The organism is Bacillus sp. K2I17 (assembly GCF_002209985.1).
Lineage (GTDB): Bacteria > Bacillota > Bacilli > Bacillales > Bacillaceae_G > Bacillus_A > Bacillus_A wiedmannii.
In genome coordinates this window covers 205362-222120 of the sequence record NZ_NJGF01000002.1, presented here as the reverse complement: position 1 = coordinate 222120, position 16759 = coordinate 205362, and the positions used below count along the sequence as shown (strand labels likewise).

The 16759-nt window shown below is 33.8% G+C and carries 13 protein-coding genes; all 13 read right to left on the bottom strand.

Going from position 1 to position 16759, the window contains the following annotated elements; all coding sequences use genetic code 11:
* Positions 1-7: 7 nt before the first annotated feature.
* Positions 8-679 carry a response regulator transcription factor gene (locus tag CER22_RS04540; RefSeq protein WP_061679386.1) on the bottom strand — a complete coding sequence of 224 codons (672 nt, stop codon included), beginning with the start codon at positions 677-679 and terminating at the stop codon, positions 8-10.
* Positions 680-801: 122 nt separating this feature from the next.
* Positions 802-1746, bottom strand: coding sequence for a mannose-6-phosphate isomerase, class I (gene manA, locus CER22_RS04535; RefSeq protein ID WP_088608262.1), 945 nt, complete (start codon positions 1744-1746; stop codon positions 802-804).
* A gap of 17 nt (positions 1747-1763) precedes the next feature.
* A complete protein-coding gene (locus tag CER22_RS04530; protein WP_088608261.1) occupies positions 1764-3716 on the bottom strand; it encodes a fructose-specific PTS transporter subunit EIIC in 1953 nt (650 codons plus the stop codon).
* A 144-nt stretch (positions 3717-3860) separates the two neighbouring features.
* Positions 3861-5807 carry a BglG family transcription antiterminator gene (locus CER22_RS04525; protein ID WP_088608260.1) on the bottom strand — a complete coding sequence of 649 codons (1947 nt, stop codon included), beginning with the start codon at positions 5805-5807 and terminating at the stop codon, positions 3861-3863.
* A gap of 179 nt (positions 5808-5986) precedes the next feature.
* Positions 5987-6979, bottom strand: a complete 993-nt coding sequence (galE, locus tag CER22_RS04520) for a UDP-glucose 4-epimerase GalE (protein WP_001084637.1) — start codon at positions 6977-6979, stop codon at positions 5987-5989.
* 89 nt (positions 6980-7068) lie between these two features.
* Positions 7069-7887, bottom strand: a complete 819-nt coding sequence (locus CER22_RS04515) for an SGNH/GDSL hydrolase family protein (RefSeq protein WP_088608259.1) — start codon at positions 7885-7887, stop codon at positions 7069-7071.
* 98 nt (positions 7888-7985) lie between these two features.
* Positions 7986-8900: a polyisoprenyl-teichoic acid--peptidoglycan teichoic acid transferase TagU gene (gene tagU, locus CER22_RS04510; RefSeq protein ID WP_088608258.1), complete on the bottom strand. Its 915-nt coding sequence runs from the start codon at positions 8898-8900 to the stop codon at positions 7986-7988.
* Between the two features lie 114 nt (positions 8901-9014).
* On the bottom strand, positions 9015-9962 hold the full coding sequence (gene manA, locus CER22_RS04505) for a mannose-6-phosphate isomerase, class I (protein WP_088608257.1): 948 nt from the start codon (positions 9960-9962) through the stop codon (positions 9015-9017).
* A 67-nt stretch (positions 9963-10029) separates the two neighbouring features.
* Positions 10030-11403: a sugar phosphate nucleotidyltransferase gene (locus tag CER22_RS04500; RefSeq protein ID WP_088608256.1), complete on the bottom strand. Its 1374-nt coding sequence runs from the start codon at positions 11401-11403 to the stop codon at positions 10030-10032.
* A complete protein-coding gene (locus tag CER22_RS04495; RefSeq protein ID WP_088608255.1) occupies positions 11400-12740 on the bottom strand; it encodes a UDP-glucose dehydrogenase family protein in 1341 nt (446 codons plus the stop codon). The genes CER22_RS04500 and CER22_RS04495 overlap by 4 nt, the downstream gene beginning before the upstream one ends.
* Before the next feature lie 58 nt (positions 12741-12798).
* A complete protein-coding gene (locus tag CER22_RS04490) occupies positions 12799-14208 on the bottom strand; it encodes a lipopolysaccharide biosynthesis protein (RefSeq protein WP_088608254.1) in 1410 nt (469 codons plus the stop codon).
* A 15-nt stretch (positions 14209-14223) separates the two neighbouring features.
* Positions 14224-15231 (bottom strand): glycosyltransferase family 4 protein, encoded by a 1008-nt coding sequence (locus CER22_RS04485; protein ID WP_088608253.1) that lies wholly within the window; start codon positions 15229-15231, stop codon positions 14224-14226.
* Positions 15232-15281: 50 nt separating this feature from the next.
* The gene (locus CER22_RS04480) at positions 15282-16745 is read right to left on the bottom strand and encodes an O-antigen ligase family protein (RefSeq protein ID WP_088608252.1); all 1464 of its coding nucleotides are present in this window, start codon (positions 16743-16745) and stop codon (positions 15282-15284) included.
* Positions 16746-16759 lie beyond the last annotated feature (14 nt).

Below are 16759 nucleotides of genomic sequence, written 5' to 3'. Positions count from 1 at the left end.
TCACCACTTAACAATCTAGTTTATAGCCAACGCCATAAATCGTCTTAATATATTCCCCGCTATTCCCTAGCTTCTTCCGCAGCCTTTGCACCATAATATCAACCGCTCTCGTATTTCCGATATACTCAAACCCCCATACTTTCTCAAGTAACTCATCTCTCATAAATACACGCTGCGGATTTGAAACAAACAACTGACATAAATTAAACTCTCTGTACGTTAACTGAATTTCTTGTCCACTAACATGTACCTTTCTTTCCTTAGGACAGATCGTTATCTCCCCAGCCCCAATCACTTCATGACTTACCGTTACCTCTGTCTTCTTCACACGCCGCGTCATATTCTTGACCCGAAGAATAAGCTCAGCATAATTAAATGGCTTCGTCACATAATCATCTGCACCAAGCTGCAGACCAAGCAATTTATCATTCATCTGACTCTTTGCAGTTAACATGAGCACTGGAATATCCCTATTCTTCTCACGGAACAAGCGAAGCAACTCATACCCATCTGTATCTGGTAGCATAACATCCAAAATCAATACATCCGGCCCTTCATTCCATTTCTCTAAAGCTTCTCTTCCATCAGCCGCCGTGAGCACTTCATACCCTTCCATCTCCAACTGCATCCGAATCAAATTACGAATACTCGATTCATCATCAACTACAAGTATTTTCATTATTCTCCTCCTTCCATCCCGTATTATAGTACAGTTTAGTATAGCAAAAATCATACAAAAAAAGAGAGGGTATTGTCGAACATATTTTGTCGACGATACTCTCTCCTGTTATCTTTTATCTCTTATACGCTCGCAATAATAAATTCAGCACGTCCTACCACTCTATATTCCCCAAAATCGCTTGGTAATATGAGATGATCTCCTTGCTCCAATTGATACCTTTCAGTACCGTGTATTAGCTCGCCTCCTCCATCTATTACACTTAAAAGAAGAAATGGATTTTTTTGCGTTAAGTTAACCACTCCATCTAATTTCCATTTTTCTACTGAAAAATAAGGACATTCAATAAATTTTCTTACATATAAATCTTCTATTTTTTCATATTGAACAGATTGTTGCTTTGAAACAAATGGTGTCTCTATTACTTCCATACTTTTCTCCAGATGGAGTTCACGCAGTTTCCCCTCTGAATCTCTTCTATTATAATCATATAATCGATAAGTAGTATCAGAGTTTTGTTGCGTTTCTAATATTAAAATACCTTCACCAATCGCATGCACTGTTCCACTTGGAACAAAGAAAAAGTCACCTGGCTTCACTTTTACACGTTGTAATAACTTGCCCCATTCTTCTTGTTCAACCAGATTTACTAGTTCATCCTTTGTCTTTGCATGATGCCCATAAATAATCTCAGCACCTTCTTTACAATCAATGACATACCAGCATTCAGTCTTTCCTAGCTCACCATCTTCATTTATACGTGCATATTCATCATTCGGATGAACTTGAACAGATAAGTCGCGATTTGCATCTAAAATTTTTGTAAGAAGAGGGAAGCGATCCCCCTCAATATCCCCAAATAATTCTCGATGATTATTCCACAATTGTCCTAAAGACAAGCCTTTATACTTTCCATTTTTAACTACACTTTGTCCATTTTGATGTGCAGCAAAGGCCCAACATTCTCCCGTTTGTTCTGATGGTATTTCATATCCGAAAGAAGTTAATTTCGTACCACCCCAAATTCTTTCTTTAAAAATGGGTGCAAAAAATAACGGTTCTGTCATGATTAAAATCCTCCATTTTATACGATGTCATCTAATAACTTATGTGCTTCTTCTTTCGTTTGGACAGATATTAATCTCTCTCTATAACTATCATCCATAAGTTTTCTTGAAAGCATTTGAAGAATCTTCAAGTGCTCATTTCCTTCGCTCTCTTTCGGAACTGCAATCATAAAGATTAACTTTGCATCCGTTCCATCTAAACTCTTCCAATCTACCCCTGATTGTTTAATTCCAAATACAACACTCGGTTTTTTTACTGCATCCGACTTCCCATGAGGAATCGCAATATTCATTCCAATGCCTGTACTACTCTCTGCTTCGCGACTCATAATTGCTTGCTTAAACTCAGAATCAGAATGTAAAGCACCTACAGCATTTAATTTCCCAATCATTTCATCAATAATATCGTCACGTGTCTCCCCTGCTAAATTAACATCAATTAGCTCCAGACTCGTTATATCTGTTAATTTCTGAATTTCAACCTTTTCAGCTTTCTTTTCTATCACTAGCTCTTGAACTTCCGTTACTTCCTTTGTTGCTGACACTTCTTTCATTTCTTTTAATTCCTGTACTTCTTCAACTTTTGAAATATCTTTCTTTAATACATTCACGATCACTGCTGTAACAAGAGAACCTACAATAATAGCAACAAAGAACATAAATACGTTATCTACCGCTCCTAGTACCGCAACAATCGGTCCACCATGTGCTACTCTATCTCCTACGTTACCAATCATTGCAATAACTGCACCTGTCATAGAACCAGCCATAATACTTGGAATAACACGTAATGGATCCTGTGCTGCAAAAGGAATAGCTCCTTCTGTAATACCGAATAAGCCCATCGTAAATGAGGCTTTCCCCATTTCCTTTTCAGATTCTTGGAATTTTTTCTTTCCTATAAATGTAGCAAGTCCCATCCCGATCGGTGGAATACAAATTGCTGCTGCAATCGGTCCCATAATTTCATAATTTCCTTCTCCAATCATTGCAGAACCAAATAAGAATGCCACCTTATTTACTGGACCACCCATATCGAATGAAATCATTGCACCTAAGATTAACGCTAAAAGAATCGAACTTGAACCTTGCATACCAGCTAACCAAGCCGTTAATGATTCAAATACTTGTGCTACAGGAGCACCGATAATAAATACAAATGCTAAACCAACAATAAGTGATGTAAATACCGGGATAATAATAATCGGCATAATTGGTTGAATCGCTTTTGGTACTTTTAACTTTTTAATTCCTAAAGCTACATAGCCAGCTAGGAAACCTGCAATAATTCCACCTAAGAAACCTGCCCCACTCTCACTACCATAAAAACTTCCCGTTGCTGCAATATATCCTCCGATCATACCAGGAACAAGTCCAGGTTTATCAGCTATACTATATGCAATATAACCAGCTAGAATTGGAACCATAAATGCAAATGAAGCTCCACCTATTTGCTCAATTGTTTTCCAAAAAGAACCTTCCGGTATTACTAAACCACCAGGGGTTTTCTCACCGCCAAGTGTCAAAGCAATTGCGATTAATAACCCTCCTACAACAATGAAAGGAACCATGAATGATACACCATTCATTAAATGACGGTATATAGGATTTTGTTTTTTTCCTTGCGAGTCATCCCTTGCCTCTTTCACATCTGAATGATAAACAGGAACATTACCCTCTACTACTTTTTGAATGAGCTCCTCTGGTTTACGAATGCCATCTTTAACTCCTACAACTAGTAACTTTTTACCTATGAATCTATCTTTATTTACAGCACGATCTGCAGCTATAATGATGCCATCCGCTTCACGAATTTCTTGCTCAGTAAGTTCATTTTCAACACCTATACCACCTTGTGTTTCAACTTTCATTTGAATTCCTAATTTATCCGCTGCTTTTTGCAAGTTTTCTGCAGCCATATACGTATGGGCAATCCCATTTGGACACGATGTAATCGCTAGTACTTTCATTTTAATCCTCCTCAACCCTTATGTAAACGCCTACAAATACTATATATCAATATTTGATTCATAAAAGTTTTCTTTTTTACCGTAACCTCCGGAAAAAACATTATTTTACCGAAGCAAATAAAAAAGTAAGGCTTCTCGCCTTACCTATTCATATCTTAAATAAGATAAAAACTTCATTATATCCTTTTCCTTTATAAGCTTCTGAACAAAAACAGGTTGTTCACTTATAAAAGATAACTCATGAAATAACTGTTTCGTAACTTCCTTACCATCACTTTTAACTGCTAACATAAATACAAGCGATACTTTCTCTACTCCCCAGTCTAACGGCTCCTTCAGCGTAGCCACTGCAATTGCGGATTGTTGAATTAACTTAGGACTTCCGTGCGGAATGGCGACTCCTGCACCAATTGTCGTTGCTGACATTCTATCTCTAGCAATCGCACTTTCAATATACCCTTTCTCTACATATCCCTTTTCATAAAGAGATCTCGCTAATCTTTCAATTAATTCGTAACGATGCTCTACTTCCTGTTGTAAAAAAACTAAAAAAGGATTTGTATAATTCAATAAAACAAAGTCCTTATTTTCGCTAGATGGTAGTTCATCTAATTTCTTCATAAAATCCTCTAACTTACTTTCTTCACTCCGCTCTAATAAAGGAGATACAACATAATGAGGAATCTTTAACTGTGGAAGATCTATTGTAGAAATAATAAGCTCTACCTTTTTATTTTTCATTAAGTATTCTTCCAAATCGGACTTTGCGATACAATCCATCACATGGACATGCCGGAATTTCCTTTCAATTTTTGTCCGTAATAATTGCGACATCCCTATCCCCATATGACAAACAATAATCACATTTTTTGATACCTTTTTATCATTCAAACGCTCCATTGCCGCCTGAAAATGCAAAGTAAGATAGGCCGCTTCTTCCTCAGGGATTTGTAAACTTAATGATGTATTAATATCATCCAGCTCATGAATTAACATATCAAACATATACGGATACATGCGCTTAATTTCATGAAGCATCGGATTCGAGACAGAAAGATTATATTGCAAACGATTTAATGTCGTGTACAAATGCATCTGTAATCCCTCTACTAAAAATGTATCCTTATCGAAATCGATTTCATTCAATTTAGACATACGATCTATTAAATGCGATACAACTTGTGAAAGCACGGGGCTACTCACATTTAGCTTACTTTTTTCCCATTCATCTTGATAGCGAAATTTCCCACCTAAAATATGAATGGCTAAATAAGCTATCTCTTCTTCAGTAAAATGAACCGTAAAAACAAACTCTAACCTTGTTAAAAAGTCTAATGTCCACCCATACTCTTTCGTCTCTCGCACAATGTTTAAATCATCTGTAGACATTGAAATTGGTTGTTTTAACTTCATCCTCCGCACCATGATTAACGTATGTAATAAAAGATTTTCTAACGTATCATCTGTAAAGAATATAGCGTATCTTTTTTGTAACGCTTTCAATTCAGTCATTACAAATTCAATTTCATGATACAAAAACTGCTCTTTAATAAATTGATTCATTAATTCCCGGTTATGAATTAAATCTGATAGTTTAGCTAATGCTTTCCTCTTATTTCTCTCATCGCCTTCTACCGTTAAGCCTACTCTCTGCTTTAAAATTAACTCTAATTCTAGTTCCTCAAGCCATTTTTCAATTCTATCTAACTCTCTCTTAACCGTAGCTCTATTAACGAAATACCGCTCAGCAAGCTCCTGCACTGTAACTGGCTTAACATTCATCAACAAACTATACGCTATTTGCAACACTCTCTCCTCGTCTGATGCATAGCTTACATTCTGTTTTACAGCATACAATTTATTAAACAAACTCGTCCTATCATAATCCTTAATTTCTAAACAGACACCTAAACCTGGTTTCCGAATAAGAAGTGCATCTGAATACTTCTCTAAATATTCCTCAATCACCTTAAAATCATTACGAATCGTCTTCTCCGAACATCCTACCCTATCAGCAAGCTCCTGCACTAACAAATACTCATTAGACTCAGATAATAAAACTTGTAAAATTTCCTGTTGCCTTTTATTCATCTGCTTCACCTGTTTCTTCTATCCTTTGTACCCAATATGTTACTAACTTAGTGCATTTATCATAACACATTAGTGAATTTCTGAATTAGGGGAATTTATTGTTTGGAATTTGTTCATTTTTACATAAACAAAAAAACCTCAAAAAGTAGTCGAAACTACTTCTTGAGGTTTAAAAAATATTACTTTTCATACCCATTAGGTTTCTTTTGATGCCAATTCCAAGCATGCTCAATGATTGTCTTCACATTTACATACTGAGGATCCCATCCTAGCTTCTCTTTCGCTTTCTGAGAAGAAGCAACTAGACGTGCTGGATCTCCCGCACGACGTGGCGCTACTTCAGCAGGAATTTCATGATTTGTAACTTCACGAACTGCATCAACGATTTCTTTCACGCTGAAACCATTACCATTTCCTAAGTTATAGAAATCACTCTCTCCGCCGTTCTGTAGGTCTTTAAGTCCTAAGAAGTGAGCTGCCACTAAATCTTCAACATGAATATAATCACGGATACAAGTACCATCTGGTGTATTATAATCATCACCAAACATCATAATCTTCTCACGTTGACCTAACGCCACTTGCAGTACAAGAGGAATTAAATGAGTCTCTGGGCGGTGATCTTCCCCAATAATACCATTTGGAGTTGCACCAGCCACGTTAAAGTATCTGAAAATCTTATAACGTAAATTAGAAGCTTGGCTATACCAATGAAGCATCTTCTCGATTGCTAACTTCGTCTCTCCATACGTATTCGTTGGATTTGTCATCGTTTCCTCAGTAATAAGGTCTACATCTACCTCACCATACGTCGCCGCAGTAGAAGAGAAAATAAACTTATCTACCTTAAACTCATCCATTACCTCTAATAAGCAAAGTGCACCATACACATTGTTATTATAATATTGAAGAGGCTTCTCCATACTAACTCCAACTAAAGAATCAGCTGCGAAATGCATAACCGCCTCAATATTTTCTTGTTTAAAAACATCTCTTAAAAATGCTTTATCACGAAGGTCGCCATTATAAAACTTCGCACCTTCCGTAATTGCATCCTCATGACCAGTTTGTAAGTTATCTACTACTACTACAGATAAACCTTCGTCTACTAATTTTTTCACAGCGTGAGAACCGATATAACCAGCTCCGCCGCAGATTAGAATTGAATTCATTGTCTTCCTCCTACATATATTAGGATTTCTTATTCACTTACTTATTATAAAAGGTATACGATTGCTCGTATACCTTTTGTGTACCTTTATTACTTAGCAACGAAATAATCCGTTACATATTGTGCCCAAACTTCATGCCCTTTAGCACTTGGGAAACCGAACTCTTCTGTTAAATAAGGTAAAATAGCTTTCGTTGCTGCATCAGGCCATGCTCCCCAATGATCCACATATGTATAACCATTTTGCGTCGCAAATTGCTTTAACGCCTCAATCGCCTTCGGATAATTCTTCGCACCATACACTGGGTTTGGTGGTTGAATCATAATCGTAGCACCCTTTGCACTAGTAGAAAGTGCTTGAACAAATTTCTGTGTACTCGCAACAGAGTTTCCATTACCAGTTTTACCATTGTCAGTAATAAACGGCGGCTCGAATAAAATCAAATCAGGATTTTCTTTCGCAATCTCTTTATCACGTTTATTCGCAATTAACTCGTCTGTACTTTCACCCTTATATTCCTTTACCGTCACATTCCATAAACCTTTGCCATAAGCAGCTTCTAAATTAGCCGTTAACTTAGCTGCCCAAGCATCTTTTTCAGATGAAGAAGCTTCATCACCAACAATAACAAAATTTACTGCCTTCTTATCCTCAGCAGCTTTCTTTAACTGCTCTTTCACTTCATCTGGTAAATTCTTCGCATATACTTCATTAAAAGATGACTTCGCATCTTGTTTTTTCTCTGCTTTCTTCGCTCCGCTATCTTTCACTTCAGACTTCGTTTTCGTTACTTCACTCGTCTGCCCTGTCGCATTCGCAACTTTCTTATTCCAGTACAATTTACCGCTCACAACCGAAGCGACAAACAATACAAAAATAACTAGGACAAGTACTGCTTTCTTATTCATCGATTCACCTCATCTATTAATCTCACAATATATAATACTAATATAAATTCAAGCAAAAATAAACCCAACTCCTACCAAAGGAGTTGGGTTATTACATATTATTTAGTCACTTCAAGATGCGCTCTTAACTTATTCGTAATATCTTGTTTTGCTGCATCTGGAACATAGTAGTACCAAATACCATCAGCGGCTTTATGACCGTCGCCTGGGATTTGGATTTCTTCACTGTTCTCCATGCAATCTTTATAGTTCTTTTGAATATCAAACATTTGATCTTGCGTTAAACTTGTTTTAACGTTTTTCTCAATTGCTTTTAATACATCACCGTAACTTGCTAGTGAAGATACACTTGCACCTTTTTTAATTACAGCTTGGATGACTTGACGTTGGCGCATTTGGCGGCCAAAGTCACCACGTGGATCTTCATAACGCATACGAGTATATTTTAATGCTGTTTCACCATTTAAATGGATATTACCTTTAGCAAAATGCTGATTTCTCGATGTAAACTCCAAATCGTTATTAACATCAACACCGCCAACAGCATCTACAATATCTTTGAACCCAGCCATGTTTACTTCGATGTAATGATCAACTGGTACATTAAGAAAATTCTCTACTGTTTTTACAGACATATCAATGCCACCGAAAGCATAAGCGTGGTTGATTTTATCTTTTTTACCTTTACCAACAATTTCTGTATAAGAATCACGTGGAATACTTGTAATTTTCATAGATTTTATTTTTGGATTTAAAGTAAATAACATAAGTGAATCTGATCTACCTGTTCCATTATCTTCTTGATCTACACCCATCAATAAAATAGATATAGGTTTATTATCTGCAATCTCTACTTTCTTATCTCGCTTATCAGACTTATCACGATCCAAAGGCTTATGCACTGTATTTAACGCATTAGACACATTAGAATATACAGTATATGCATATACACCACCAGCAATAACAAGAACGCCAATGATACCTAGAACCCAGAATAAAATTTTCTTTTTCATTATTTATACCTTCTTTATATTTAATTATAGGTGATATGATTTAGAAAATCACTTTATTATATCACAGCAACAATAATCTTAAATGAAGTAATTTAATAAAATACCTTTAGAATTCTATGGGTGAGATACAATAGCAGTTACATTCCCAGCTATATTAATATCTTCCATCTTTGCTGGTAGAATAAAATGATCACCTTTCCTTATAGGAAAATCCCCGTCCACGGTACTCAAAATTGCTTCACCATCTATAACACTCACCAATCGAAAATGCTTCTCCTGTTTAATAGTTGCGTTCTCCTTTATTTCCCATTTATAAACACTGAAATATTTTCCTTGTATATATGTAGTCATATTGTAACCATTTTCATTAATAACTTTTAATTCGATTTTATAATCCTCATGTGGGATAGAGGAAACTTCAATGGCCTTCTCAAGATGTAGTTCACGTTTATTCCCAGCTTGATCCATACGATCATAGTCATATACTCTATAAGTTGTATCTGAACTTTGTTGTGTTTCTAAAACTAAAGTTCCTTCACATAATGCATGGATTGTCCCACTTGGAACATAAAAAAAGTCGCCTGGTTTAATTGGAATACGACGTAATAACTGGGTCCATTTTCCGTTATCCACCATTTTTTTGAATTCATCTTTTGTTTTCGCATAGTGACCATAGACTATTTCCGCGTCGTCTTTACAATCAATGATATACCAACACTCTGTTTTTCCTAGCTCTCCATTTTCATTAATTTTTGCAAATTTATCATTTGGATGAACCTGAATGGATAAATCTTTATTAGCATCTAATATTTTTGTTAATAACGGGAATTTTTCAGATTCATAGCATCCAAATATTTCGGGCGATAAATCCCAAAGTCTTTGAATAGTATAACCTTTATATATACCATTTCTAATTATACTTGCTCCATTTTGATGTGCTGAAATCCCCCAACATTCGCCAACAGAATCTGATAATAATTCATATCCAAATTGTTTTAAATTGCTTCCTCCCCATATCCTATCTTGTAGCACCGGTTGTAAAAATAAAGGAGTATCTTTCATGACCTATTTCACCTCTAATAAAATTACATGCTATTATCTTATTATATACTAATAGCTTATTTATATATTATTTTACTGCATAACATGCTTGCTCAATTTCATCCCAATTCATATGGATGCGTACTATATCCTCTTCAACTAACTCTGTACCCGACTGTATCTCTATAAATTCCAAATCATTCACAGCTTTAATAGCATGATAATCTCCAGCATTGATTTCCAAAACATCACCAGGTCGAACCACTCTAAGCTCATTTCCCAGTACGAATACTCCCTCTCCTTTTACAATTGTCCACACTTCACTACGATGATTGTGATATTGATAACTTAGGTTCTTTCCTGCTGTAATACCAATTCTTTTTGTTAAAACCTCATTACCTTTCTCATATTTCTTGTAATCAAGTACTCTATACCATCCCCAGCGTCGCTCCTCGTACATAGGGCGTTGATCCCAATCTCCTACTAATTCCTTTACTCTAGGACTCGCTTCTTTATCTGAAACCAAAATTCCATCTGGGCTTGCAGCCACAACAACATTCGAAAGTCCCAAAACAGATATAGGGATTTCCAGTTCATTTATAATATGATTGTTTTTACAATCATTACTCATATTTGCTTTACCAATTCTCTCTGTTCCCATTTCTTCAGTAAGTGTATTCCATGTTCCTAAATCTTTCCATGAACCTTCATATGGCAATGCTATTATCTTTTCTGTCTTCTCTACAACTTCATAATCAAAACTAATTTTAGGCAATTTTTCATATTGTTTTACTAATTCATCGTATTGTACAGGTAGACCCTTTTGGTCTAATAGGGAAATTATTTTATCTAATTTAAAAGCAAATACTCCACAATTCCACAATGCATTTTGCTCCAATAATTTTATTGCTTCTTCAACATTAGGCTTCTCTTTAAAATGGCTTACAGAAATATAGTTTTGATTATTTTTTTCCACATTAGGAACAATATATCCATATTTTTCAGAGGGATATGTAGGTTTTACTCCCATCAAAGCCATGTCTGCTACCGAATTTTTTAGGATATCTTCCAAATCTAATAAACGTTCAAAAAAACTATCCTCTACGTAAGGGTCTACTGGTAATACTCCAATAACCTCATCTATATCTACATGTTGTTTTGAATATAGGTAGGTTGCTGCCAGTGCAATTGCTGGGAATGTATCACGGCGTTGTGGCTCGATAATGATAGGTGTCTTATTTCCTAATTGGCTATTAATCATATCAACTTGTGATTTACTAGTTGCAATAACCGAATTTTCTTCTAATCCCAATCTTCGTAACTGTCCCCATACTCTCTGTACCATTGATTGCAATTCATTTTGCTCATCCCTTAATACCTTTATAAATTGCTTAGAGCGGGAATCATTTGATAGTGGCCATAGACGTTTTCCCGATCCACCTGATAATAATACTAATTTCATTTTATTACCTCCAGTAGTTCTTTCTCTTCTTTTAAAATTACACTTGGTCTCCCCATAGAATAATATTCAATATCCAATTCCCTCATTTTATCTAGTTCAAAACAGTTTCTTCCATCAAAGATAATTGGTGTATTCATGAGTCGCTTTAATAAAGTGAAATCCATATTTTTAAATTCATCCCACTCCGTTACTATTACAGCAATATCAGCACCCTCTAATGCTTCTTCCATTGATTTTGCATATTTTGTCTTCATATTTAAGTATTTTTTTGCATTTTCCATAGCAATTGGGTCGTATGCTATCACTTCTGCTCCTTCTTCTATTAAGCTATTAACTAAGACAATAGCTGCCGCCTCTCTCATATCATCTGTATTCGGTTTAAATGCTAGACCCAATATGGCTACTTTCTTTTCATTTAAGTTCTTAATTCTGAACTTAATTTTTTCCATCATAATTTTTTGTTGATTATTATTAACTTCAATTACAGACTTTAGTAAATTAAAATCATACTCTACTCCTCCAGCAATTTGGACTAGTGCATGAGTATCTTTTGGAAAACAAGAGCCTCCATAGCCGATCCCTGCATTTAGGAATGCCCTTCCAATTCTCTTATCATATCCCATTCCTTCTGCCACATCCTCTACATTGGCCCCTAACCTTTCACATATATTAGAAACTTCGTTAATAAAACTTATTTTTGTTGCTAAAAAAGCATTAGAGGCGTATTTAATCATCTCCGAGCTGTAAATATCGGTCTTAAATACTTCAATACCTAGAGGCTTATACATCTCTTCTAAAATAACTGCTGTCTCTTCATCTTCAGTGCCAATAACAATTCTATCACCGTGGAATGTATCATAAACTGCTGAACCCTCACGTAAAAATTCTGGATTAGATGCAATCTTAACATCAACATCTTTCTTCAAATTTCCCATAATTGTTCTTTTTACAAAATCATTAGTACCAACAGGTACAGTACTCTTAGTAACTACAACTACATTACTATCAATATATTCCCCTATAGATTGGGCTACACTTTTAACATACTGTAAATTAGCTGAGCCATCCTCCATTTGAGGTGTTCCTACAGCAATAAAAATAATATCAACACCTTTAAATCCTTCTTCATGACTAAAGGTAAATTTTAAGGTACCCTTTTGAATGCTTTCTTGCATTAGCTCTTCTAAACCTGGCTCATAAATGGGTGAAGTACCTTCCTGCATCATTTTAACTTTTTCCTTATTTGAGTCAATGCATATAACCTCATGATTAATAGCCGATAAACATACTCCCGTAACCAGCCCTACATATCCTGTACCCACTACTGCTACTTTCATATCTTAATCGCACACCCTTATAATTTATTTTTATTACATTCAAATACTCATTAAAAATCTACTTTTTCTTTCTTAAAAACAATATAATTTCCTTATTAAGTATAAAAGTACTTATAGAATATATTAAAGTCCCTATACATATTTGTGAAAATAACATAGATGTATTTTCTAAGCTTACTACCCGCCTGAATATTACCAAGCAAATGACCATAATTATTGTACATAAGAGACTAGGTTTTAGGGATTCGAAAAATTCCCACATATTTGATTTAATTTGTTGATTTACTAGCAAGATCTTAATATAATCAAAAATAATCGTTTTAACTAAAATACCTATTGCTAGGACATTAAGTCCATAATCCTTTAAAATACATATCATTATTGTTAAAAAAATAAACGATCCCATATTCAATCTCATTTCTAATTGTGGCTTTCCTAAACCGTTGAATATGGATCCACCTAATGTTCCAATAGAAGTAACTAATCCTACTACTAATAGAACCTGCAAAGGAAATACCGCCTCTATCCACTTATCACCATAAACAAACAAAATAAACTCTCTAGAAACTACTAGTAACCCTGCACATAAAGGGAATGTAAAAAAGGATACCTTACTTATAACCATTAAATATAATTTTCTAACCTTCTCAACATCATTTTGTAAACTTGCTACCTCAGGGAATACAACTCTATTAATTGCACCAGATATATATTGTCTCGCAATTACGCTCCACTGGTATGCCATAGTGTATAACCCTAAAGATTTACTTCCCAAAAATTTTCCTATAAGAAGATAATCTACATTGTTATTTAAATATATAAACATTTGGGAACCTAAGAATTTACTACTATAAGGGATAATTTCAAATATATATCGATAACTAGGTTTTCCAACAACTTGTTTCCCATAAAGTAATAGAAGAATTACCGTTTGGAAAGTTGGCTTTATTACTAGTCTAGATGTAACTGCCCATATTTCTTGATGACATATAGCCAGAACAATAGCCACTACACTACTTGACACTTCAGAGATAACATCAATTATAGTTAGTACCTTAAATTTCTTCTCCCTTATTAATAAAGCCCTTGAAGTAATACCTAATCCACCTATGGCAACACCTATCGATAGTACCTCAATTACTTTACTGACCACTATTTCATTGTAAAATCCTCCTACCAGGTCACTGGTTAATAAGAGAAATATAGCTAACAAGAAAGATGTAAAAATATTCAATACAAATGTTGTATTTATTAATCGTTTATCTATTGTACTTTTAAATATTAAATATGAACTTAAACCCGCGTCTTGGAATACTATAATAAAACCAGCAAAAACATATGCCATACCTAGTATGCCAAATATTTCAGGATATAATAGCCTCGCTAATATTACATTTACCAGCAATCCAACCAATTGGACTCCTATAATATTTAGAATAGACCATAGGGAATTCTTGAGAAAGTTCATGTATATCCTCCTATACTACTTTACAGCGCTTAAATAACATAACATCGTTTTTTCTCCTATAATCCCCCAATTTATTCTCTCTAATTTCTCATTAAAATCTTCATCGAAAAATGTTTTTCGCTTCACATCATAGAGAGATATTAGTAATCCACTATCCTTTTCATAAAGTACTGCTGTATTTTCATCAAAGTACTCTTTCATAAAAGGATTTGCAGGACTAACAACAGGTTTTTTAAAAGATAATGCCAAAATTGCGGAACCTGATGTTGTTATATTTTTATAAGGTAGAACAAAGACATCTGCTACTTTAATTAAATCTGCCACTTCGTTATCCGGGATAAATCTTATATCTTTTATAATGTTTTGGTTATTAATGCCCTCTAAAAAGATTTTTGTCTCCTCATCTGCCTTCCCAGCAATAATTAACGTGGATTTTGAATCATTCATTTGTTGGAAACTCTCAATTAATTCCTCTACACCTTTATACCTTTTTATAGCGCCTAAAAATAAATATACAAAATTATCTTCCGGAATATTATAAACCTTTTTGAAATCCACCCCTTCAAATTTATACACTCCAACATAATCTCCATGCGGAATAATACTAATTTTCACAGGGTTAATATTAAATTCTTGTATAACCAAATCCTTTATAGAATTTGCACAAGTAATTAACTTATCACATTTATTCATTACCCTTTTTCTAACCCACTTTTCATAATTTTTGTATTCATAATGATGTGGATATAAATTGTGAATTGTCCAGATAAATTTGATACCTCTAAATTTCATTAGTCCTATTATCAATAACAATAAAATTGATTTAATTAAAAAGAATAGCCTATTGTGGCTCTGATACAAAGAATGTATCCAGTGCATATGTACAATATCACCTTTTTTTATCTTAAAAATATATCTTTGTCTGAAATTCCTAACATCCACTCCTTTTTTCTCTAAAGAATTTGATAATAAATAATTATACTGATTGGTTTCTGAAGTCTTGGGAAACATCCATACTTTCATAACTAACTCCCTTTATGCCTGAAATTAAAAAGCGATACATTTTATTAACATTAGTCAAAATGTATCGCTTTTTTACTCTCATTATATATTTTTATAATTAATACAAATATTAGAATGAACAGGTAGTATAACTGGTTATGTAAAAACGCCCAATCCGAAAAATTATATATGGCAAGGACAATAATTGAAATAAACATTGCTAATGCTTGTAAAGAAATCTCTTCATTTCCTTTCTTCATTACATTCTTCATTGCCTTCAATTGCATTATTAATAAAACTACAAACGATAACATGTAAAACAATCCACCCTCAGCCCATAATAATAAATAATAATTATGTACTGGGTGAATGTATTTAAATTGATTTGTTCCCATTTTCCCTATTGTATCTACATAATTATTTAAACCTACACCGGTAAATGGGGTACTAAAATCTTTGAAAATTACTTGTAATGAAAATAACGATAAATCTAGCCTATCATAATATTGTTTTACAAAATCTGACTGGGCAAATCTTTCATATAAAACATCAAAGAAAAATATACCTACTACAGTAATTGATATACATATTAAAAATAAATTTAATAGCCTTTGATATATCTTGTTTCCCTTTTTATTTTTAATATTATTATAATAAAAAAAGAATAGAGTAAGGGTAATTAAAAAGAGTAAAATGGAGGTTCTTGCATTCGTTAAAAGAACTCCAGCAGTTAGCACCACAAGAACTATTCCATAATAGATCCTTGAAGTAAATTTTGATTTTTTATTTAATATCCCTACTAATAACATACTAAGTATTAAAACAAGAAAAATTGCAAAAGTAGACGGGTGACCTAATGTACCACTTAAGCCCTGTTCTGTTAAATCTACTCCTTTTCGAAATGGTTCTTGATTTTCTCCTAAAACATGTAAACCAATAGCATCCGATTTTGTTATTTGTATTATTCCCAATAACACTTGCATAATTACGGTTATGCTTAGTCCTAAGAGCATCGTATTCCAAATTTGCTTTAAATTTAGGCTAAGCACCAGCCAAATAAATATTAATGTAAATATATAGCGCACCATTAAGAATGAATAAGCTATAATGTTGTCTACAAAAATAATTGATAATAATCCAATTCCTACATGAACATAGAATATTTTAAGAAGTTTACTTTTTTCAATGCGAATAAATTTTTTCTTTATAATAAAACTATAAAAAGCCCATACTAAAATCAAAATATAGAACTGGTTTACTACAATAGCGGAGGGTAAGCCCCCAATACGGTTTGTATTATATAAATTGAATTCTATATTAAATGATGTTAAAACTACAAATACCATAAATATATATCTTTCAAAACCTATTGATTTAACAATAAAAATAGAAAGAAATAAACCTACTATAACTAATAGCATGGCTATCATTATAGTATTAGAGATATATGCAGCTATACAAAATGCTACAGAAAGAATACTCACCAATAAAAAGGTAAGCAAAATATAAATACTATCCCTACTAATTTGAAACATAATCAGATACCTTC